Annotated in this window: 12 protein-coding genes and 1 other RNA gene; 9 read left to right on the top strand and 4 right to left on the bottom strand. The window is 54.4% G+C overall.

Annotated features, from left to right (window positions below):
- Nucleotides 1-40: 40 nt before the first annotated feature.
- Entirely contained in the window at nucleotides 41-634 is a 594-nt protein-coding gene (grpE, locus tag OGY71_RS06490; RefSeq protein ID WP_003826408.1) for a nucleotide exchange factor GrpE, read from the bottom strand.
- A 122-nt stretch (nucleotides 635-756) separates the two neighbouring features.
- On the opposite strand from grpE, the gene nadK reads away from it, so the two are divergent.
- The 3 genes from nadK to bamE all read left to right on the top strand — a co-directional run bounded on the left by nadK (nucleotide 757) and on the right by bamE (nucleotide 3,876).
- Nucleotides 757-1,635, top strand: coding sequence for an NAD(+) kinase (gene nadK / locus OGY71_RS06495; RefSeq protein ID WP_125112768.1), 879 nt, complete (start codon nucleotides 757-759; stop codon nucleotides 1,633-1,635).
- 85 nt (nucleotides 1,636-1,720) lie between these two features.
- Nucleotides 1,721-3,382, top strand: a complete 1,662-nt coding sequence (gene recN / locus OGY71_RS06500) for a DNA repair protein RecN (protein ID WP_003826404.1) — start codon at nucleotides 1,721-1,723, stop codon at nucleotides 3,380-3,382.
- Between the two features lie 149 nt (nucleotides 3,383-3,531).
- Nucleotides 3,532-3,876, top strand: a complete 345-nt coding sequence (gene bamE, locus OGY71_RS06505) for an outer membrane protein assembly factor BamE (RefSeq protein WP_003826401.1) — start codon at nucleotides 3,532-3,534, stop codon at nucleotides 3,874-3,876.
- Nucleotides 3,877-3,925: 49 nt separating this feature from the next.
- On the opposite strand, the gene OGY71_RS06510 is transcribed toward bamE, so the two are convergent.
- Both OGY71_RS06510 and ratA read right to left on the bottom strand, forming a co-directional pair.
- A complete protein-coding gene (locus OGY71_RS06510) occupies nucleotides 3,926-4,222 on the bottom strand; it encodes an RnfH family protein (protein WP_008785525.1) in 297 nt (98 codons plus the stop codon).
- Nucleotides 4,206-4,649: a type II toxin-antitoxin system toxin RatA gene (ratA, locus tag OGY71_RS06515; RefSeq protein ID WP_003826396.1), complete on the bottom strand. Its 444-nt coding sequence runs from the start codon at nucleotides 4,647-4,649 to the stop codon at nucleotides 4,206-4,208. The genes OGY71_RS06510 and ratA overlap by 17 nt, the downstream gene beginning before the upstream one ends.
- Nucleotides 4,650-4,803: 154 nt before the next feature.
- Here ratA and smpB point away from each other — a divergent pair, with 154 nt between their 5' ends.
- The 6 genes from smpB to ssrA all read left to right on the top strand — a co-directional run bounded on the left by smpB (nucleotide 4,804) and on the right by ssrA (nucleotide 22,373).
- A complete protein-coding gene (smpB, locus tag OGY71_RS06520; protein ID WP_286613002.1) occupies nucleotides 4,804-5,286 on the top strand; it encodes an SsrA-binding protein SmpB in 483 nt (160 codons plus the stop codon).
- A 585-nt stretch (nucleotides 5,287-5,871) separates the two neighbouring features.
- The gene (locus tag OGY71_RS06525; RefSeq protein WP_286613004.1) at nucleotides 5,872-17,073 is read left to right on the top strand and encodes a BapA/Bap/LapF family large adhesin; all 11,202 of its coding nucleotides are present in this window, start codon (nucleotides 5,872-5,874) and stop codon (nucleotides 17,071-17,073) included.
- Nucleotides 17,074-17,173: 100 nt separating this feature from the next.
- The gene (locus OGY71_RS06530; protein ID WP_063941899.1) at nucleotides 17,174-18,583 is read left to right on the top strand and encodes a TolC family outer membrane protein; all 1,410 of its coding nucleotides are present in this window, start codon (nucleotides 17,174-17,176) and stop codon (nucleotides 18,581-18,583) included.
- Complete coding sequence (locus OGY71_RS06535; protein WP_286613006.1) at nucleotides 18,580-20,766, top strand: type I secretion system permease/ATPase; 2,187 nt, start codon at nucleotides 18,580-18,582, stop codon at nucleotides 20,764-20,766. Before OGY71_RS06530 ends, OGY71_RS06535 begins: the two co-directional genes overlap by 4 nt.
- A 7-nt stretch (nucleotides 20,767-20,773) precedes the next feature.
- On the top strand, nucleotides 20,774-21,937 hold the full coding sequence (locus tag OGY71_RS06540; protein WP_286613010.1) for a beta-barrel domain-containing protein: 1,164 nt from the start codon (nucleotides 20,774-20,776) through the stop codon (nucleotides 21,935-21,937).
- A 72-nt stretch (nucleotides 21,938-22,009) separates the two neighbouring features.
- Nucleotides 22,010-22,373: a transfer-messenger RNA gene (gene ssrA / locus OGY71_RS06545) on the top strand.
- A 115-nt stretch (nucleotides 22,374-22,488) separates the two neighbouring features.
- Here the strand turns inward: ssrA and OGY71_RS06550 are convergent.
- Nucleotides 22,489-22,707, bottom strand: a complete 219-nt coding sequence (locus OGY71_RS06550; protein WP_000980498.1) for an ogr/Delta-like zinc finger family protein — start codon at nucleotides 22,705-22,707, stop codon at nucleotides 22,489-22,491.
- Between the last annotated feature and the right edge of the window lie 14 nt (nucleotides 22,708-22,721).

Consider the following 22,721-nt stretch of genomic DNA (forward strand, 5'->3'; position numbering starts at 1 on the left):
AGACCGGGTAGTGCATCAGCATTACCCGGTCTGAGGCTAATTAGCCTTTGGCTTTCGCCACAGAGACCATCGCCGCACGGATGGTACGTCCGTTCAGGGTATAGCCTTTCTGCATAACCATCAGCACATTACCGGCAGCAACGTCGTCAGACTCTACCATTGCAATCGCCTGGTGCACGTTCGGGTCCATCGGCACGTCGATATCCGCAACCACCTGTACGCCAAACTTCGCCACAACATCCAGCATTGACTTACGGGTCAGCTCAATACCTTCGACCATAGCCGCCATAGCGTCATTGTCTTTGTCCGCAACTTCCAGCGCACGGTCCAGGCTATCCAGCACCGGCAGCAGTTCGTTGACGAATTTTTCCAGTGCAAACTTATGCGCTTTTTCTACGTCCAGTTCGGTACGACGACGCAGGTTTTCCATTTCCGCTTTGATACGCAACACGCTGTCGCGCTCGCGCGTTTCGGCTTCAGCAAGCTGAGCTTCCAGATTCGCAATTTTTTCATCGCGCGGATCCACCTGCTCAGCAGAAGCGTCTGGTTCAACCGCCTCAACTTCTTCGTGCTGATCCATGATAATTTCTTCCGGGGCTTGCCCCTCAGGCGTTTTCTGTTCTTTACTACTCATGAATTTCTCCGCGTTTTTTTCGCATTCATCTCGCTAACTTGGCTTATTATGGGGATCAGATTCAGGGATTCAAGGGAAGTACTCACATTGTCACTAATCTTCGTTACAAGGACCTCGAGAAAATGAACAAACATTTCAAGTGTATTGGCATTGTGGGGCATCCACGTCACCCCACTGCACTGACCACACATGAAATGCTCTACCGTTGGCTGTGCGCCAAAGGTTATGAGGTTATCGTTGAGCAACAAATCGCCCACGAGCTGCAGCTGAAAAATGTGAAAACCGGTACGCTCGCAGAGATTGGCCAGCAGGCAGACCTCGCCGTGGTAGTCGGCGGCGACGGCAATATGCTGGGTGCCGCACGCACCCTGGCACGTTATGACATCAAGGTTATTGGCATTAACCGCGGTAATCTCGGTTTTCTGACCGACCTTGACCCAGACAATGCCCACCAACAGTTAGCTGACGTGCTGGAAGGCCACTACATCAGCGAAAAGCGCTTTTTACTTGAAGCCCAGGTGTGCCAACAGGATTGCCAGAAGCGTATTAGCACGGCGATCAATGAAGTTGTGTTGCACCCCGGAAAAGTGGCGCACATGATTGAATTTGAAGTCTATATCGATGAAGTTTTTGCCTTCTCCCAGCGCTCGGACGGCTTGATTATTTCCACACCGACCGGCTCTACCGCCTACTCGCTCTCTGCCGGAGGTCCGATCCTGACGCCTTCGCTGGATGCTATTACGCTGGTCCCGATGTTCCCGCATACGCTTTCCGCGCGACCGCTGGTGATCAACAGTAGCAGCACCATTCGCCTGCGCTTCTCTCATCGCCGTAACGATCTGGAAATCAGTTGCGACAGCCAGATCGCCCTGCCTATACAGGAAGGTGAAGACGTATTAATTCGCCGCTGTGATTATCATCTAAACCTGATACACCCAAAAGATTACAGCTATTTCAACACATTAAGCACTAAACTAGGCTGGTCAAAAAAATTATTCTAATTTAACGCCAACCTCTTTACTGTATAAAAAACCAGTTTATACTGTATGTAATTACAGTTATGGTTTTTCATACAGGAAAACAGCTATGTTGGCACAACTGACCATCAGCAATTTTGCTATCGTTCGTGAACTTGAGATCGATTTCCAGAACGGAATGACCGTTATTACCGGTGAAACCGGTGCGGGTAAGTCCATTGCCATTGATGCTCTCGGTTTGTGCCTGGGCGGACGCGCAGACGCCGACATGGTACGTGCAGGCGCCACGCGAGCCGACCTCTGCGCGCGATTCGCCTTAAAAGACACCCCCGCGGCTCTGCGCTGGCTGGAAGAAAACCAGCTTGAGGAAGGCCGTGAATGTTTGCTGCGTCGTGTTATCAGCAGCGACGGACGTTCACGCGGCTTCATTAACGGCACTGCCGTACCGTTGTCACAGCTGCGCGAGCTGGGCCAGTTGCTTATTCAAATCCACGGTCAGCATGCGCATCAGCTCCTGACAAAATCAGAACACCAAAAGTCTCTGCTGGATGGTTACGCCAATGAAGCGTCCCTGACTCAGGAAATGGCTGCGCGCTACCAGCTGTGGCACCAAAGCTGCCGTGATCTGGCGCATCATCAACAACAAAGTCAGGAACGCGCAGCCCGGGCGGAACTGTTGCAATACCAGTTAAAAGAACTGAACGAATTCAACCCGCAGCCGGGTGAATTTGAGCAAATTGATGAAGAGTACAAGCGTCTGGCTAACAGCGGGCAATTGCTCACCACCAGCCAACAGGCGCTGGCTATCCTGGCGGATGGCGAAGACATCAACCTGCAAAGCCAACTGTACACCGCAAAGCACCTGGTCACTGAACTGGCAGGCATGGACGGCAAACTTTCCGGTATCCTGGATATGCTGGAAGAGGCCACTATCCAGCTCAGCGAAGCCAGCGACGAGCTGCGCCACTATTGCGATCGTCTGGATTTGGACCCTAACCGTTTGTTCGAACTTGAACAGCGTATTTCCAAACAAATCTCATTGGCCCGCAAGCATCATGTTGCCCCTGAAGCGCTGCCACAGTTCTATCAGTCATTGCTGGATGAACAACAGCAGTTAGACGATCAGGCCGACTCGCTCGAAACCTTAACCCTGGCGGTGAATAATCACCACCAGCAGGCTCTGGAAACGGCAAAAATGCTGCACAAACAGCGCCAGCATTATGCTCAGGAACTGGGACAACTGATTACAGAGAGCATGCATACTCTCTCAATGCCGCACGGTGTCTTTTGCATTGATGTGAAATTTGAGGAACATCATTTGAGCGCAGACGGTGCCGATCGCGTAGAGTTTAAAGTGACCACTAACCCAGGCCAGCCGTTGCAGCCGATTGCGAAAGTGGCTTCAGGTGGGGAACTGTCGCGCATTGCGCTGGCTATTCAGGTTATTACCGCACGCAAAATGGAAACACCTGCGCTGATTTTCGATGAAGTGGATGTCGGTATCAGCGGCCCGACTGCTGCGGTAGTAGGAAAAATGCTGCGTCAGTTGGGCGAGTCAACTCAGGTAATGTGTGTTACTCACCTGCCGCAGGTTGCTGGCTGTGGCCATCAACACTTCTACGTCAGCAAAGAAACGGATGGCGCGATGACCGAAACACACATGCAGCCGCTTGATAAACGCGCTCGCCTGCAGGAATTAGCCCGCCTGCTTGGCGGTAGCGAAGTAACGCGCAATACCCTCGCAAATGCAAAAGAACTGCTGGCGGCATAAACTTTTTTACCTTGTTAAGGTCTGAGTTCAACATAAAATCGCCGACCGACCCGACAGCAAAAGGTTTTAAAGTGGTGAAAGGTCTATTATCATCGGCATATTACATATGAGCCGCGTACTGCTCGGGCCCGAAAAGGAATCAAATCACTATGCGCTGTAAAACGCTGACTGCTGCTGCAGCAGTACTACTGATGTTGACTGCAGGCTGTTCCACTCTGGAGCGAGTGGTTTACCGCCCTGACATCAACCAGGGAAATTATCTGACACCTACCGATGTCGCCAAAGTGCGCACGGGTATGACGCAACAACAGGTTGCTTATGCTCTGGGTACACCAATGATGTCCGATCCTTTTGGCACTAACACCTGGTTTTATGTGTTCCGTCAGCAACCTGGTCATGAAGGCGTAACCCAGCAAACACTGACGCTGACCTTTAACAGCAGCGGCGTTTTGACCAACATTGATAACAAACCTGCTTTGACCGACAACAAGTAGGTTTGATAGATCAAAAAAGGTGCTCAATGAGCACCTTTTTTATTGTCTGCTATTTTTTAGCGGATTTCTCTGCTCGCTGTCTGCGCAGCTCTTTCGGATCAGCAATCAGTGGCCGGTAGATTTCCACCCTGTCACCGTCCTGCAGAACATCAGCAAGCTTTACCGGACGGCTGTAAATGCCCACTTTATTTTTGCTGAGATCGATATCGGTACGTAATTCCAGCAGCCCGGAAGCGCGGATAGCCTCTTCCACCGTAGCGCCCTGTTGCAGCGTTACACGTTGCAGATACTGTTTCTCGGGCAGCGCATACGCCACTTCAACGACAATTTTAGCTGACGCTGACACTGTAAACCTCTTTCGCGCGAACCGTGAAGGCCTGCACCATGTTTGAAGCCAGCTCTTTAAAGATACGACCAAACGCCAGCTCGATTAATTTATTGGTGAACTCAAAATCGAGATGAAATTCAATGCGGCACGCTTCATGACTCAGTGGCGTAAACTTCCATCCGCCAATGAGTTTCTTGAACGGTCCGTCGACCAGATGCATCAGGATGCTCTGGTTACTGGTCAGTTGATTGCGCGTAGTGAACGTTTTGCTGATCCCTGCTTTCGAGACATCCACCGCCGCTGTCATCTGTCCCGGAGTTGACTCCAGCACACGGCTACCGGTGCAACCCGGTAAAAACTGGGGATAGGATTTAACATCATTCACTAGCTGATACATCTGTTCCGCACTGTAAGGTACTAAAGCGGTCCGGCTAATCTGAGGCATAACAATTTCCATCAATATCAATCACACAAATAATACCATTTATCCCCCGCTAAAAAAAACGCTATAGCCTAACTCGTGCTAAGATAGCGCCTTGCGCCCCGCTGGATGAAATGGGGTGTTTTTCGATTCCAGATTACCTATACTGAGCGGCATTATGACGAAGAAAAAAGCACACAAACCTGGCTCAGCCACAATCGCGCTGAACAAGCGCGCACGACACGAATACTTTATTGAAGAAGAGTTCGAAGCAGGACTCGCTCTGCAAGGTTGGGAAGTCAAATCTCTGCGCGCGGGTAAAGCTAACATCGGCGACAGCTACGTCATCCTTAAAGACGGCGAAGCGTTCCTGTTTGGCGCCAACTTCACACCGATGGCTGTTGCCTCAACGCATGTGGTATGTGATCCCACCCGTACCCGTAAGCTGTTGTTAAACCAGCGTGAACTCGACTCCCTGTATGGTCGTATGAATCGTGACGGTTATACCGTCGTTGCGCTTTCACTGTACTGGAAAAATGCCTGGTGCAAAGTGAAAATTGGCGTCGCAAAAGGTAAGAAACAGCACGACAAGCGCTCCGATGTGAAAGAACGCGAATGGCAGTTAGATAAAGCACGTATTATGAAAAATACTGGTCGCTAATCGCTACTCCCCTATGACCAGTCTCTCATCCTGAGACTGGTTCTTATTTTTTAGTTATTGAAACCCACCTAATACATTCATCGAGTTTATGGTTTATTTGAGCTGAATCGTTCAGGTATAAAATAAACTTCCCTGGCATTACCATAGCACTCCATAGTCTAATAAAATAAAACTTCAAGACCATACCACCTGTATTTAAACTTATTTAATAACACTATTATTACTGTTGTTTATTATATCCCCCCCTCATTTCAGTTAAATCACAAACCCTTTAGATACAATAAATTAACTAAAAAACCAACCATTAAATACGCACCGGAAAGTATCCTTTTCAATAAGCCAAATATATTTTTAATATAGATAAGTTGCAGAATACTTTCTTTCTGACTATATCATCTAATACGAAAGAACTATTCAGCCGACAGGTCCCGAACGTATTTGATAAGTAAACGAACATCTGTATGACCTAATCAATGTAATTACATGTCTAAATTCATCTTTATGATGAACGGGGCCCCTGTCTGCTCATTTTCCCAGCGCGCTGTTGCGGATTAATACTCCCGACATGCCATCAGGAGTGAACATATGCGTCTACTCGCCGTTGTATCAAAATTAACTGGCGTTTCCACAAATGTTGAATCCTCTGAAGTTACGCTCAGTTCGCCTTCTATCGTGAAACTGTCGGTGTCGCGTGAGGAGGTGAGTCAACTGACACGCGTTAATCAGGATCTGGTTGTCACACTCCGCTCAGGTGAAACCATCACCATTAAGAACTTCTACGTCGGAAAAGGTGATGCGCAAAACCAGCTTGTTCTGGAAGACAGTAATGGTGCGCTGTGGTGGGTTCAGGATACTGATGGGGCATTCCATTTCCAGCATTTGGACGATCTCACTCCACTAATGACTGCCGAGGGAAGCCATGAAGGCGGCGCCGTCTGGCCGTGGGTTCTTGGTGGGATCGCGGTCGCAGGCGGAATTGGCCTCGCCGCAGGTGGTGGTGGAGGTGGCGGCGGCGGCGGCGGCGGCGGGAGTGATAATAACGCCGGAAACGGAAATGGCGGAAATGGCAACGGTAATAATGGGGATGGCGGCTCACCGCCAACAACAACCCCTAACATGCCTGACGTACCCGTTATCACCAGCATAATCGATAACCAGGAGCTGATTACTGGTCCTGTTAATCAGCAGGAATCCACCAACGATAATACGCCCACTCTCCAGGGCACCGGCCCCGCAAATGCCACATTGCATATATTTGATAACGGCGTCGAAATCGGCCAGGTCACTATTGATGCCAACGGCAACTGGTCGTTTACGCCATCCTCTCCGCTCGCAGACGGTACCCACAAGTTTACCGTCAGTGCATCAGACGGTACGGGCAGCAGCGACATGTCGGACAGTTGGGAGATTATTGTCGATACGCTTGCCCCCGACGCCCCTGTGGTCACAGAAGTAACTGACGATTCAGGTTCCATTAAAGGCTTGATAGGTAATAACGGCGTAACCGACGATGCCACTCCAACACTCACAGGCACTGGTGAGGCGGGCTCTTACATCAGTATTTCTGATAATGGCATTCTGATTGGTATGGTTCAGGTGGATGACAATGGTAACTGGACGTTTACACCGGATACACCGCTTAGCGACGGTGTTCACGATCTAACGCTGACGCAAACTGACGATGCGGGTAACGTGAGCACGGAAACGAGTGTACCGACATTCACCGTTGATACCACCCCGCCTGAAGGCGCGGTCATTTCCTCCGTAAACCTGCAAGGCACCGAGGTAACCGGTAGTGCAGAGGTGGGAAGCCAGGTCATTATCATCGGTAGTAATAATCAGGTTTTGGGTTCAACTACCGTTGATCAAACCGGCAATTTCGTCATCGCGATTTCACCTTCACAGACGCACGGTGAAGCGCTGATCGCGAAGATTCAGGACCAGGCAGGCAACGTCGGGCCAGATACCTCTTTCAATGCCACTAACTCTGGCTACCCGGGCGTACCCGTTATCATCAGCATTGTGGATGATGTTACCCCCTCAACTGGACCATTGAACAATAATCAGGCCACCAACGACCCAACGCCTACGATCTCGGGTACCGCAGACGCCAACAGCACGGTTAACATTTATAACAACGGTGCGCTTGTTGTAAGCGTGCTTGCCGATTCCAGCGGCAACTGGACCTGGACCTCCAACACCAACTTGCAGGACGACTCATACTCCTTCACCACCACAGCAACCAACCACCTGGGCACGGGAGGAACGTCAGCGGCATTCAATATCACTATCGATACTCAGCCACCGTCAGCGCCGGATGATCTGAACGTATCTGCCGACGGCTCTGTCGTCACCGGTACAGCCGAACCAGGAAGTACCGTGACCATCAATAATAATGGTCTTCAGATCGGCAGCGGCGTCGCCGGAACGGATGGCTCATTTACCATTACCATTGACCCGCCACAGACCAATGGTGAAACCATTACCGCTATTGCCACCGATCCCGCCGGGAACCCAAGCCAACCGGAAACCGCGCTCGCGCCAGACATCACAGCACCACAACCGCCAGCTAATCTGGTGATTAATCCTACAGGCGATCAGGTTACCGGCATGGCGGAACCCAACAGTACGGTACATATTCTGGATCCTGGTGGCGCGATAATTGGAACAGCAACCGCCGGCTCGAACGGAGAATTCACCGCCACGCTGGTTCCGCCGCAGACCAACGGAGAACATCTTGTCGCCAACGCGACGGATGCGGCTGGCAATACCAGCGGCAACAGCGCGATTACCGCCCCGGATACCACGGCACCTGACGCGCCTACCGGCGTCATCGTCGCCGGGGACGGTGGTTCTGTAAGCGGACATGCTGAAGCGGGAAGCTCCGTCACCGTAAAAGACAGCAATGGTAATCAGATCGGCACAGGCCAGGCAGACAGCGGCGGCAACTTCACGGTGTCGATTACGCCGTCGAAAATGAACGGCGAAACGGTAAAAGTTACCGCAACGGACAGCAGCAATAACGAGAGTCAGCCAACTTCCGCGGTGGCTCCGGATATTACCGCCCCCGGAACACCCATCATCACCGCCGTGACGGATGACCAGCCCATGTACCAGGGCCCTCTCAAAAACGGCGATGTCACCAACGATAGCAAACCTAAGCTGGAAGGCACCGCCGAAGCAGGTTCTCAGGTCAAAATTTACGATAACGGCACCCTGCTGACGACCGTTGTCGCTGATATCAACGGTAACTGGAACTATACGCCAGTCTCGGCGCTAAGCGAGGGCGCTCACATCTTCACGGTGACAGCCACAGACGCCGCGAATAACACCAGCAGCGCGGCAAGCTGGAAAATAATTGTCGATACCATTGCGCCAACTGTTCCAGTGATAACGTTGGTTAACGATGACGTTGGCAGCATTACGGGCAGCGTTGCAAATAACGGTTGGGTCACCAACGACAATACGCCAACCATCTCGGGTACCGGTGAGCCAGGTTCACTGGTGAACCTGTACGATGGCATTCAGTTATTGACGGTTATTCTTGTCGACAGCTCGGGTACCTGGAGTTATACCGTTCCGGGGAATCAGGTGCTCAGCGATCGCACCCATCAGTTTACGGTATCGGCAACTGATGCCGCCGGTAATGTCATCACCTCACCCACAGTGGTCAGCGTTACCGTAGATACCCAACCGCCAGGCGATCCTGTCATTTTGGCTGCTACCGACGACGTTGGGAATGCACCGATCGATCTGCCTACCGGAAGCCGTTCAAACGATACCTTGCCAGAGCTGAAAGGAACCGGAACAGACGGTTCTAAGATCACTCTCTATGATGGAACTACGCCAATTGGAAGCACGACTGTTTTGCCCGGAGGCACCTGGAGTATTCAACTCGACCAACCGCTCAGTGAAGGCTCACACAATTTATCCGCTATTGCCACGGACGTTGCAGGCAACGCCAGTAATGCCGGGACCTTTACGCTAACGATTGATACCACCCCACCAGCAGCCCCAGTTATCAGCTCCGCAGAAGGTCTGATTGGGACAAATCTACAAACGCTGAGTAACGGCAGCAGTACCAAAAGCTTGAATCCCGAACTCTCCGGAACCGGCGAGCCCGGCGCGAAGATTACGATTTATGATAATGGCGGTTCCATTGGCACCGTCACCGTACAGCCAGACGGCACCTGGACATTTACCCCAACCTCACTCGCCGACGGGCCGCACAAATTCACTGCTACGGCGACTGATGTTGCAGGCAACACGGGGATCCCATCGGCCAGCTTTACCCTGACAGTCGACAATACGCCACCCGCGCAACCTGGCGCGCCAATCATTACCGACGATGTGGCTCCGGTAACAGGTGTGGTCACTAACGGCAACACCAACGATACCACGCCAACCTTTAGCGGCACGGGGAACGTCGGGGATTTGATTACCATTTATCTGAACGGCACTCCCCCTTTGCAGGGAACGACAACAGTAGGTGCAGACGGAACCTGGAGCTTTACTCCGCCAGCACCGGTTACTCCAGGTACTTACCAGGTAACCCTCACCGCAACCGATCCGGCAGGCAACGTCAGCCAGCCATCAACAGCTATAACACTGAACATCGACACGACGCCGTCTGCGCCGCCGGTGATTATCGCCGCCAATGATAACGTCGGCGATATCATGGGTGACCTTGCGCCCAACGCCGTGACCGATGACACCACGCCAACCATTCGTGGTACAGGTGTCAATGGAGACATCATCACTCTGTATAACGGCGGTACGGTGATCGGCACTGCAACGGTGGCAGGCGGTACCTGGAGTATTACCCCCGGGACTGCGCTGGCAAACGGAAACTACACATTAAGCGCTACCGCAACTGACCCCGCAGGTAACGTCAGCGACAATTCAAACAGCATTTCGTTTACGGTTAACAACACGAAGTTAACGTTGCCGCAGGTCACGGATATCCAGGATAACGTTGGCGTCTTTACCGGTTCGCTAACCAGCGGCAGCGTCACGGACGATACAACGCCAACCATTAGCGGTACCGGCACACCGGGCAGTACGATTTTGATTTTCGATGGTAACAATCCCATCGCCATTGCGACAGCTATCGTTGCTGCTAACGGCAGTTGGAGTGTGGATGTCCCCCTCACGCCCAATGTCACTCACACACTGACTTTCGGCGCCGTGGATGACGCTGGTAACTCACTGACAGCAGATAACCCGCTGACGTTGATTGTCGATACCCTGCCGCCTGCAACGCCTACGGTTACCAGCGTAGACCCGAAAGGTACGCTGGTTAGCGGCTCTGCCGATCCAGGCAGTACCGTCATCATTCGCAGCGGTACCACGATCCTCGGCCAAGGGATCGCAGACGGTTCAGGTAACTTCGCTGTCACAATTTCGCCAGCACAAACAACCGGTCAGGCGCTCAACGCCATCGCTCAGGATCCCGCTGGAAATCAAAGCGATCCGACAACGTTTAACGCTGCAACCTCCAGCGTTCCTCATCCACCAACGCTTGAGATCGTTGATGACATTGCGCCCATCATGGGGGTGATTGGCAACGGTAAAACTACCAATGACACATTACCGTTGCTGCAAGGGACGGCCACAGCAGGGGCGACTGTTAATATTTATATAAATGGCACATTGCTCCCCATCACGGTAACTGCCGATGCCGTGTCTGGCGCATGGAGTTATCAGTTACCCGACCCACTGACTAATGGCGTAACCTATAACTTCACTGTGGCGCAAACCGTCAATGGCATACTGAGCGGTCAGTCACCCAACTACGCTATCACCATCGACACGACGGCACCGCAAGCGCCAACGATCACCAGCATTATCGACGATGTTGCCCCCGGAACTGGATCGTTGGATAAAGGGCAAATTACAAATGATTCACGTCCGACGCTCAACGGAACTGGCGAACCCGGGGCAACCATTACCCTCTACGATAACGGTATCGCTTATGCCACAACGACCGTAAACAGTAACGGATTCTGGAGCTTTACCCCGACAGCACCGCTGGGAGAAGGCGATCATCTCTTTACCGCCCGCGCAACGGACGCCGCTGGCAACCAGGGAGATCCATCCAGTGATTTCCGGATCATTGTCGATACCCTGGTACCGAATGCGCCATCTATTGTGACGGTCACGGACAACGTTGGTACGATCCAGCCCCTGACCTCCGGGCAGTTGACCAATGATAATACCCCAACGCTTGCTGGCGTTACCGAGGCGGATTCGGTTGTTACCATCCGCGATAATGGCACGGTAATCGGCACAACCACCAGCGACGAAAATGGCAACTGGAGCTTTACGCCTGCCCCTGCTCTCGGAGAAGGAAGCCACTCGCTGACTGCCAGCGTTACAGATAACGCGGGTAACATTAGCCCGACAACGCCACCATTTGTGGTCGTCGTCGACACGCTGGCGCCAGCCACACCGAGCATTACCTCAGTAATTGACGATCAGCCCGGCAATACCGCGCTGACCAACGGACAGCTTACAAACGATGCGCAGCCTACCCTGAACGGCAAAGGCGAGATTGGCGCCATCATCACGATCCGTGATAACGGCGCTGAAATAGGTACAACTCAGGTGGACGAGTCAGGTAACTGGAGCTTCACTCCGGATGCTCCACTGGGACAGGGGCAACATATTTTCACCGTCGTTGCCACAGATCAGGCGGGGAACACAGGCGGAGTATCATCATCGTTTACTATTGAGCTGGACTCTATTGCCCCGTCTACACCGGTAATTCTGACCGTTCAGGACAATACCGCGCCGACAACCGGGCCAATCTCCAATGGGCAAATCAGCAACGAAAGTCGCCCGGCGCTCAGCGGTACCGGTGAAATTGGCGCGACGATTACCGTCCTGAGCGATAGTCAGCCGATTGGCACCACCATCGTCGGCGCAGGCGGAAACTGGAGTTTTACGCCCTCCGCGGCATTGGGTAACGGCCAGCATACTCTGACCGTCACGGCTACAGATAGCGCAGGCAATACCAGCCTGCCTTCTGGTGGCTTTACCTACACTGTCGATACTCTGGCACCGACAGCGCCAGTGATTACTCAGGTTGCGGATGATGTCGGCCCACTGATTGGAAATCTGAACAACGGTCAGGCCACGAACGATCCACTCCCGACGCTTAGCGGTACGGCAGAAGCCAATTCCACGGTGAAAATTTACGATAACGGAGCGCTTATCGGATCTGCTCCTGTAGATGGTACGGGCGCCTGGAGCTTCACACCGGGAACCCAACTTAGCAACGGTAACCACGCGCTGACAGTAACAGCCACCGACGCGGCCGGAAACGTCAGCCCGACATCTGCAGGATTTAACATCGTTGTTGATACCGTCGCCCCGCTTGCGCCAACGATTATCCAGGCGTTTGATGACGTGCAGCCGGGAACCGGAACGCTATCGAACGGAGCCTCTACCAACGACACCCGCCCCGTACTCAGCGGCTCAGCGGAAGCCGGTGCCCGGGTAGCCATCTACGATAATGGCGCGCTGCTGGCAACGGTGACTGCGACGATAGACGGCACCTGGGAATATCTGACCACCACACTTGGCAACGGTCAGCATGTGTTTAGCGCCATCGCTACCGACGCCGCCGGGAACGTGAGTCCTGTCTCAGGTGGGTTTACGATTAATGTCGACACCATTGCACCATCCATCCCGCTGCTGGTCTCTGTGGTGGATGATATCGCAGGCGGCGTGTTCAATGCAGCGCTCAGCAACGGACAGCTGACCAACGATGCACGCCCGACGCTGAACGGCACCGCCGAGGCAGGCAGCACCATCAGCATCTATGACGGAAGCACCCTGTTGGGTACCGCGCTGGTGCAAAGCAATAACAGTTGGTCGTTTACCCCAACCACACCGCTGGCGAATGGATCGCACACCTTCACTGTCACCGCCACTGATGCGGCGGGCAACACCAGCGGCGCGACGGCAGGCTTTAGCGTGGTAGTTGACACCACGGCGCCGACGCAGCCTTCAATCAGCAGCATTATTGATGATATTGGGCCAAATACCGGGCCGATTGGCAGCAATCAGCCGACCAACGACGCGCGCCCAACGTTAAACGGCATCACGGAAGCCAACGCGCGAGTTGATATTTATGATAACGGCAGCTTTGTCACCAGCGTAACGGCGGATGGCAGCGGCAACTGGAGCTACACCCCGACTACCGCGTTGGCACAAGGTACCCACTCGTTTACCATCACTGCAACGGACAGTGCGGGTAATACCAGTGGCATATCGTCTGCGGCAGCGATCGTGGTCGATACCGTTGCCCCGGGTATCCCAACCGGGCTGGCGGTAAACGCCAACGGCACCGCGCTCACCGGCGTTGCCGAACCAAACAGCACGGTCATTATTACCTCCAGCGGCGGAACGGTGCTCGGCACGGCAACCGCCAACGCCTCCGGTAATTTCACCTTCACTCTGAACCCACCGCAAATCAGTGGGCAAACTCTGCTGGTCAGCGCACAGGATGCCGCAGGCAACATCGGTACGGCGGGTAACGTGCTGGCACCGTTTACCGGCGTACCGCCTGCGCCTGTTATTGCCAGCGTGCTCGATGACGTCGGCACTATCATGGGACCCGTCGCTCCCGGTAAAACCACCAATGACACCCTGCCAACGCTCAGCGGAACGGCGCAGGCTAACGCCGTCATCAATCTGTACAACAACGGCGTGCTAATGGGCTTCACGACCGCAGACGGTAACGGGATCTGGAGCTTTACCCCATCCGGTGCACTCAGCGAAGGTAACCATGCGTTTACCGCCACGGCAACCAACGCCAACGGCGCAAGTGGGTTGTCCGGTTCGTTCAGCGTAATTGTGGACACCACACCACCGACCGCGCCAACGATCCTGATCAGCGCCGATGGCGGTACCGTCAGCGGCGTCGCCGAAGCGGGAAGCACCGTCACCATTTCTCTGCCCGGCGGCACCAGCGTGACGGCAATCGCCAACAGCAGCGGTGTCTACAGCGTCAACCTGCCGGTTCGCCAGATTGAAGGGCAGTCGCTGTCCGCCACGGCGACCGATGCGGCGGGAAATACCTCATCGCCGACAAGCGCTCTCGCACCAGTATTGCCGCTGCTGGCTGAAGACAATGTCACCAGCCTACCGCTACAAACCGATGTCACCGTCAGCACCGAGCATCAAAGCGATTATGGTTTCCTGTTGGTCAATGCGCTGGGAAATGTCGCCAACGTGCTGGGGAACGATACGGCAAGCGTGAATTTCAGCATAGCCTCTGGCGGCAGCGGATCCATTACGATCAATGCCGCAGCGACCGGCGTGGTGCTGTCGCTTTTAAACACGCTTGAAGTCGTCATCCAGCGCTTTGACACCGCGCTGAATACCTGGGTGACAGTGGTGGATACCGGGAAACCAAACTTTGCCAGCCTGCTTACCTTGGGCGCCTCGGGCGTAACGCTCAATTACAGCGGACTGACTGGCGGTGATTACCGCGTGGTCAGCTACAACACCAACCTGCTGGCGACCGGGGCATACACCAGCCTTGATGTCTCAGTGGTAAAAGCCAGCGCAGGGACCATCACCGGCGGTACCACGGAATCCGGGAATATCATCACCGATACCGATCCCGCCAACGGGCAGGATAATGCCCCTTCCGGCACGCTGGTCACCGCCATCACCGACGGTAACGGCAACGTCGTGAACATCCCGGCGGGCGGCATTGATGTGCAGGGGAAATACGGCATCCTGCATATCAATCAGAACGGTAGTTACACCTATACCCTGACCAATACGTCAATCTCGGTGTATGGCCGTTCTGAAAGTTTTACCTACACGCTGACGCATGGCGGCGATCACTCCTCGGCAAAACTGGTGGTAACGCTCGGTCAGGCGCCCACCACCAGTACGGTAACCGCGGCAGATGATGTAGCTGCGCTGACTTACGGGACGCAGGTCATCGCGGTTGATCATGGCACATCACAGCAAACCGGCTTCACCCTCGCCAACGTCGGACTGGGTAATGTGCTGGACGTCAGCCTGGTTAACGGTTTAACCAATCCGATCAAATTTAATGTGGATGATGGCGCAACCCGCACGCTGACCGTCAAGGCCAGCGTTCTCGGCGTCACGGTTGGCGGTTTTGATCTCTATGTTTATCGCTTCAACGAGTCCATTCAGCAGTATGAGCAGTTCCGCGTGAAGCCCAACTGGGTCACGGCGCTGCTAGGAGGTAGCTCAACGGATTACACCATCACCCTGCCTGGCGGTGACTACCTGTTCCTGCTTAACGCCTCCGGCGGTCTGACGCTGCTGACCAGCTATACCCTGAATATCCAGGCCGATCACACCTACGCCGTCGACAGCCTGAGTGCGACAACCAATGGAAACCTGCTGGTCAACGACTCGGCTCCGGCCAATACCGTTATCACCGAAGTTAACGGTGTCACCGTAAACGGAACGGGCACTACCACCATTAACGGGCAGTACGGCACGCTGACTATTGATGCGAAAGGGAACTACACCTACACACTGAGAAGCGGACTGGGCGCAGACGGTATCAATACGCCGGACAGTTTCGTGTATAAGGTCAAAGCGCCAAACGGCGATACCGGCAGTGCATCGCTGAATATCAAACCAACACCGCAGGCGCTGGATGCAGTAAATGACGTCAGCAGCACGATGGCGGTCACCACCCAGGCGGATACTTCCCGGTCGTTTACCGACGACAGCGTCGGGAACGCCAGCTGGAGTGCCCAACTCCTTTCACCCACCTCAAAAAGTGGTACTGGCGTCATTGAAATCGCTACGGGAACGGCGGTGCAAAACGCCATACTGCATTTTAACGTCGCGTCAGGTCTGACGCTGGGCGGGCTGACCGTCACCTGGGCGCTGTATGACAGCAACAACATCAAGATTGCCGGTAACTCTTTCAATGGCGGATTGCTGGTTGGCGGCAATATCGATATAGCCTTGAGCGGGATCGTACTGCACCCCGGCAACTATCGCCTCGACTATACCGGAAGCGTCGGGGGGCTGGGGCTGGGGAATATCACCATCACCCCCAGCGTGAAAGGCACGATAATCGACCTGCAAAACTTCGAGACTTCCACAGCGAACAGCGTCACCGGCAATATTTATGACGGAGACCATATTGCCAGCGTGCATACCTTGCTGACGGTGAACGGCACGGGCGGCAGTACCGCCACGCTTGATCCGCTGAGTAGCACGACCAGCGCCATCATTAACGGGTTGTACGGCAAACTGACCATTGGCATTGATGGTCATTACACCTATGCCCTCAACAGCGATGTCTCGCTCTCCACCATCGTCACCAAAGAGACATTTACCTACACCCTTAACGACCAGAATGGCCATACCGATACCGCTACGCTGACCATCAATATGAATCCGCAAGTGGTGAGTACCGTCGATGCCGATCGCCTGACTGGCAGCGCCTACGGCGATACGCTGATTTATCACCTGCTCAACGCCAACGACGCTACCGGCGGCAACATTAGCAATGGTGCTACCGATACCTGGACCAACTTCTCGCTGGCCCAGGGTGACAAAATCGATATCGGCGACCTGCTGGTGGGCTGGAACGGGCAGAACGCTACACTCGGCAACTACCTCACTGTAACCACCAGCGGTAACAACACGGTGATTGCCATCGACCGCGACGGTACGGGCAACACATATCACTCAACCAATCTCATAACGCTGGAGAACGTACACACCACGCTCGATGAGCTGGTGCAACAAAATCACATCGTACCCTGACGTTAACGCAATGCGTTAAAGCGCCATAACTACAGCCCCGGATGCCATGACGTCCGGGGCAATAACAGTCGTCGCTGCCGTATTTTGTAAGGGATAAACTATGAAAAATGTCGCGCCTGTTGCATTACTTCTGGCATTAACGCTCTGTACCCTGCGGGTGAATGCCGAAGATGAACCGCAAATTATTACGCCGGAAGGACTGGCCACCAGCCAGATGCTTCCCTCGCTGGACGGCGCGGTTGCCGATCTGCCGCTGAGCGCTGCCGCCCCCGGCAACCTGATGCTCAACGACGCGGTAAGTCGTGCCGTGAGCTGGCATCCTTCTATTCGTGAATCGATCGGCAAACTGCTCTCACAAAACGAGCAGATAGACGTGGCGAAATCGAAATATTACCCGCAGGTTTCTGCCGGAATGAATAACGGTTACAGCAATACCTATACCGACCACGGCTTTAGCCCGGCGCTGGTTATTTCGGTGTCACAAATGCTGTACGACTTCGGTAAAGTCGCAAGCCAGGTCCGCGCCGAGACCGCCGGAGCCGCACAACAGCAGGCGAATGTGTTACTCAGTATTGATACCATCGCCCACGCAACCGCTAACGCGATAGTCCAGGTGCAGACGTGGCAACAAATGGTGGATGCCGCCGAAGAACAGCTCACCGCCTTAAACGACATTGGTCGACTGACCCGACAACGCAATGATGAAGGGGCAACCTCGCTGTCCGACGTGGTGCAAACCGATGCGCGTATCGAGTCTGCACGTTCTCAGCTGGCGCAGTATCAGGCCAATCTCGACAGCAGTAAGGCCACATTGATGAGTTACCTCGGCTGGAACTCACTTAACGGCATCAGCAACGAATTCCCGGCCAAACTGGACAGCAGCTGCGATGTGGTCAAACCGGAAGATAAACTGGTTCCCGCGGTTCTGGCGGCCTGGGCACAAGCGAATGTGGCACAGGCAAATCTCGATTACGCCAACGCGCAGATGACGCCCACCATCTCTCTGGAGCCGTCGGTTCAGCATTATCTCAACGACAAATACCCCAGCCATGAGGTGCTCGACAAAACCCAGTACTCCACGTGGGTAAAAGTTGAGATGCCGCTGTATCAGGGGGGCGGACTCACCGCCAGGCGCAACGCCGCCAGCCATGCGGTAGAGTCTGCACAATACTCCATCCAGCGCACCCGACTCGAAGTACGACAAAAATTACTGGAGTCCCGCAGCCAGGCAATGAGCCTCGCCACCGCCCTGCAGATTCTGCGCCGCCAGCAGCGACTGAGTGAACAAACGCGCGAGCTTTATCAACAGCAGTATCTGGACCTCGGTTCGCGCCCGCTGCTCGACGTGCTTAACGCCGAGCAAGAGGTGTATCAGGCCCGTTTTGCCGAACTCCAGACTCAAAACCAGCTGCGCCAGCTCCAGCTGAACTGCCTCTATAACACTGGCTCGCTTCGCCAGGCGTTCGCCTTAAATAATCGCAGCATTCAATCGGTGGAGATCAAGCTATGAGCGACCTCGATTCACATGCAAAAGATGCGATTAGCGAACACGCTCTTAGCCAGTGGGCGCAGGCGATGACGCATATTGCCAATCACTATCGCGTGGCCTGTTCTCCCGGCGCAATCCAGGCCAACGCCCCGTGGTTTGCGGGAAAAAGCCGGGCCACAGCCCTGTCGCAACTGGCACGTCAGGCGGGACTGTCATTTCATGCGCTGGATACCGCCACGCAGGTATTCGGTCAGTGGCGTCTGCCGGTGGTGGCGGAACTGCGCGACGGCCAGCTAATGGTGATAGAACATTTCAACGGCGAAGATGCACTGGATGTGTTTATCATCGCCGAAGAGGGCCAGCGTAACCGGCTCACGGTCGCAGAGCTTCTGCCGGAGATCGTGAGTATTACCGCGCTGCGCCCGCTGTCGGCGCTGAAGGACAGTCGGGTAGACCGCTATATTTCGCGCTTCAAGCCCGACTGGATGCGCGAACTGGTGTTAAAGGACATCCGCCCTTACCTGCCGGTCATGATTGCCGCCTTTCTGATTAACGTTCTGTCGCTCGCCGGGATTATCTTTTCTATGCAGGTTTATGACCGGGTGATCCCCGCTCAGTCTTATCCAACGCTGTATGTTCTCTCCACTGGCGTTCTGGTGGCGGTGCTGTTTGGCTTTTTGCTGCGCGAAGCGCGTACCCACATAATGGACCTGCTCGGCAAACGCGCCGATATGCGCATTTCCGATCGCGTATTCAGCCATGCATTGCGCCTGCGTAACAGCGCCGTCCCTCGCTCGACGGGGAGCTTCATTTCTCAACTGCGCGAGCTGGAACAGGTTCGCGAGATGATCACCTCCTCGACCATGTCGACCATTGTCGATCTGCCGTTTTTCTTTTTGTTTATCGTGGTGCTGGCTTTTATCGCCCCGCCGCTGGCATGGATAGCGCCCGTCGCGGCACTGCTGATGATCCTGCCCGGTTTGCTGTTACAGAAGAAGCTGGCGGTGCTCGCCAACCAGGCTGCCCATGAATCCACCCTGCGCAACGCAGTGTTGGTCGAAAGCGTCCAGGGGCTGGAAGACATCAAGCTGATGCAGGCTGAAAACCGCTTTTTACAGCAGTGGAACAGCTACATCCGCATTACCGGAGAGTCCGGGCTGCGCACGCGCAGGCTGACTCAGGGGCTGATTGGCTGGGGCATGTCGGTACAAAGCCTGGTCTACGCCGCCATCATTATGTTCGGCGCGCCGATGGTCATTGAAGGCACGATGACCACCGGTGCCGTAGTGGCCGCTTCGATGCTCGGTTCCAGAATGATTGCCTCAATGGCTAATCTGTGCGGCGTGCTGGCCCGCTGGCAACAGGTCAAGGCGGCGAAGATAGGATTAGACAGCATCATGCAACTTCCCACCGAAACGCAGTACGACGAAGACCGGGTACATCAGGAGATTTTTCACGGTCATTATCTGTTTGAGAACGCACACTTTCGCTACCACAGCGACGATCAACGCGTTCCGCTGCGCATCTCGCGCCTGGAGGTCATGCCCGGCGAACGGGTGGCGATTCTCGGGCGTAACGGTGCCGGGAAATCAACCCTACTGCAGGCCATGGCGGGCGGAGTGGAGATTATCCAGGGCGATGTCCGGCTCGACAACCTGAGTCTGGCGCAGATCGATATGGCTGATTTACGCCGCAACATCGGTTTTCTTAGCCAGAATGCGCGGCTGTTTTTCGGCACCCTGCGCGAGAACCTGACCCTCGGCGCGCCGCATGCCAGCGACGCGCAGATCTTCGAAGCGCTGGAGGTCAGCGGCGCGGCAGCCTTCGTTAAACAGCTCGCCAAAGGGCTGGCGCATCCCATTATGGAGGGCGGCAACGGTTTGTCCGGTGGACAACGGCAGTCGATCCTGCTGGCAAGAATGCTGCTGCGATCGCCCAATATCGTGCTGCTCGACGAACCCAGCGCCTCGCTGGATGAACATACCGAGCGGGAGTTTATTCAGCGCCTGAACCAGTGGCTAGGCAACCGCACATTGATTGTCGCCACCCATCGCGTACCGGTTCTGGAGCTGGTCGAACGCGTGGTGGTATTAAAAGAAGGCCAACTGGTTATGGATGCCCCGAAAGCGCAGGCATTAAATGCGAGTCGGGCACCCGCCCCAACTCACGGTCGGGAGTGGAAAAATGAAAACCAATCCGCATGATGCCGCCATGGACGACCTCGATATCCGCCGCGAGCACCGTTTTTCCGGGGCCAGCCGCATTATTCTGCTCAGCACGCTGCTGTTTGCCGTCCTGGGTATCTGGGCATATTTCGGCAAGCTGGATGAAGTCTCAACCGGCAGCGGGAAAGTGATCCCCAGCTCGCGAGAGCAAGTCTTGCAGTCGCTGGATGGCGGCATTCTCGCTGAGCTTACGATACGCGAGGGAGATAAAGTGCAGGCCAATCAAATTGTGGCGCGCCTCGACCCTACCCGTTCTGAGTCCAACGTTGGGGAGAGCGCCGCCCGTTATCGCGCCTCACTGGCTTCCAGCGCAAGGCTTAATGCCGAAGTTAACGATCTGCCGCTGGTCTTTCCCGATTCACTGCGCGCCTGGCCGGATCTCATCGCCTCCGAAACTCGCCTGTATAAAAGCCGTCGCGCGCAGCTTGCGGATTCAATGGCGGAACTGCAAGATGCCCTGGTCTCAGTAAATAAAGAACTGGCCATCACCCAACGGCTGGAGAAAAGCGGTGCTGCCAGCCACGTAGAAGTGCTGCGCCTGCAACGACAAAAAAGCGATCTGGGATTAAAAATCACCGACCTGCGCTCGCAATATTTCGTGCAGGCGCGGGAAGCGCTGTCAAAAGCTAACGCCGAAGTGGACATGCTGGCGGCGATTTTAAAAGGACGCGAGGATTCCGTCACCCGCCTGACCGTACGCGCGCCGATGCGCGGTATTGTGAAAAACATCCAGGTCACCACCATCGGCGGCGTTATCCCGCCCAACGGCGAGATGATGGAGATTGTGCCGCTGGACGATCATCTGCTGATAGAAACCCGCTTGTCGCCGCGTGATATCGCGTTCATCCATCCTGGACAACGGGCGCTGGTGAAGATTACCGCCTATGACTACGCCATTTACGGCGGCCTGGAAGGCGTAGTCGAAACCATCTCTCCGGACACCATTCAGGACAAAGTGAAACCAGAAATCTTCTATTACCGCGTGTTTATCCGCACGCATCAGGACTTCTTACAGAACAAACTGGGACACCATTTCTCCATCGTACCGGGCATGATTGCCACAGTGGATATAAAAACAGGTGAAAAAACCATCGTCGACTATTTAATCAAACCGTTTAATCGCGCAAAAGAAGCGCTGCGCGAGCGCTAAATCCTTGAGGATTAGGGGTTGCGGGGGCTGGTCACGCGTGTCACAAGTCTGTTATACTTGCTCTAACACATTGGGGCTGATTCTGGATTCGACGGGATTCGCGAAACCCAAGGTGCATGCCGAGGGGCGGTTGGCCTCGTAAAAAGCCGCAAAAAAATAGTCGCAAACGACGAAAACTACGCTTTAGCAGCTTAATAACCTGCTCTGAGCCCTCTCTCCCTAGCTTCCGCTCTTAAGACGGGGATCAAAGAGAGGTCAAACCCAAAAGAGATCGCGTGGAGGCCCTGCCTGGGGTTGAAGCGTTAAAACTAATCAGGCTAGTCTGGTAGTGGCGTGTCTGTCCGCAGGTGCCAGGCGAATGTAAAGACTGACTAAGCATGTAGTACCGAGGATGTAGGAATTTCGGACGCGGGTTCAACTCCCGCCAGCTCCACCAAATAAAACAAGGGGTTACGTGAAAACGTAGCCCCTTTTTTTTGGTAATGGCGGCAAAATGGCGACAGAGTGTCGGACTGGCGGCAACAAAAACCCGCCATTAAAGCGGGTTCTGTTCAGAAACTCATGTGGCCTTGACCACCTTTTCCAGGATGTGGCGGCGCAGAAGAAATTAGATTCGGTTTTATAATGTGCCGTACAAACGTTTCATGAGTAACGAACGTACAGCCACAATTTATATTTTGGCACTGGTTGTAACGTTCTTTTGTCGTAGCTGATACCTGAAAGCTGCTTCTGGTATGTGCTGCATGACCGCACTCTGGACAGTTCATCATCGCTGTTATCCCAC

The organism is Citrobacter sp. Cpo109 (genome assembly GCF_030332565.1).
Lineage (GTDB): Bacteria > Pseudomonadota > Gammaproteobacteria > Enterobacterales > Enterobacteriaceae > Citrobacter > Citrobacter portucalensis.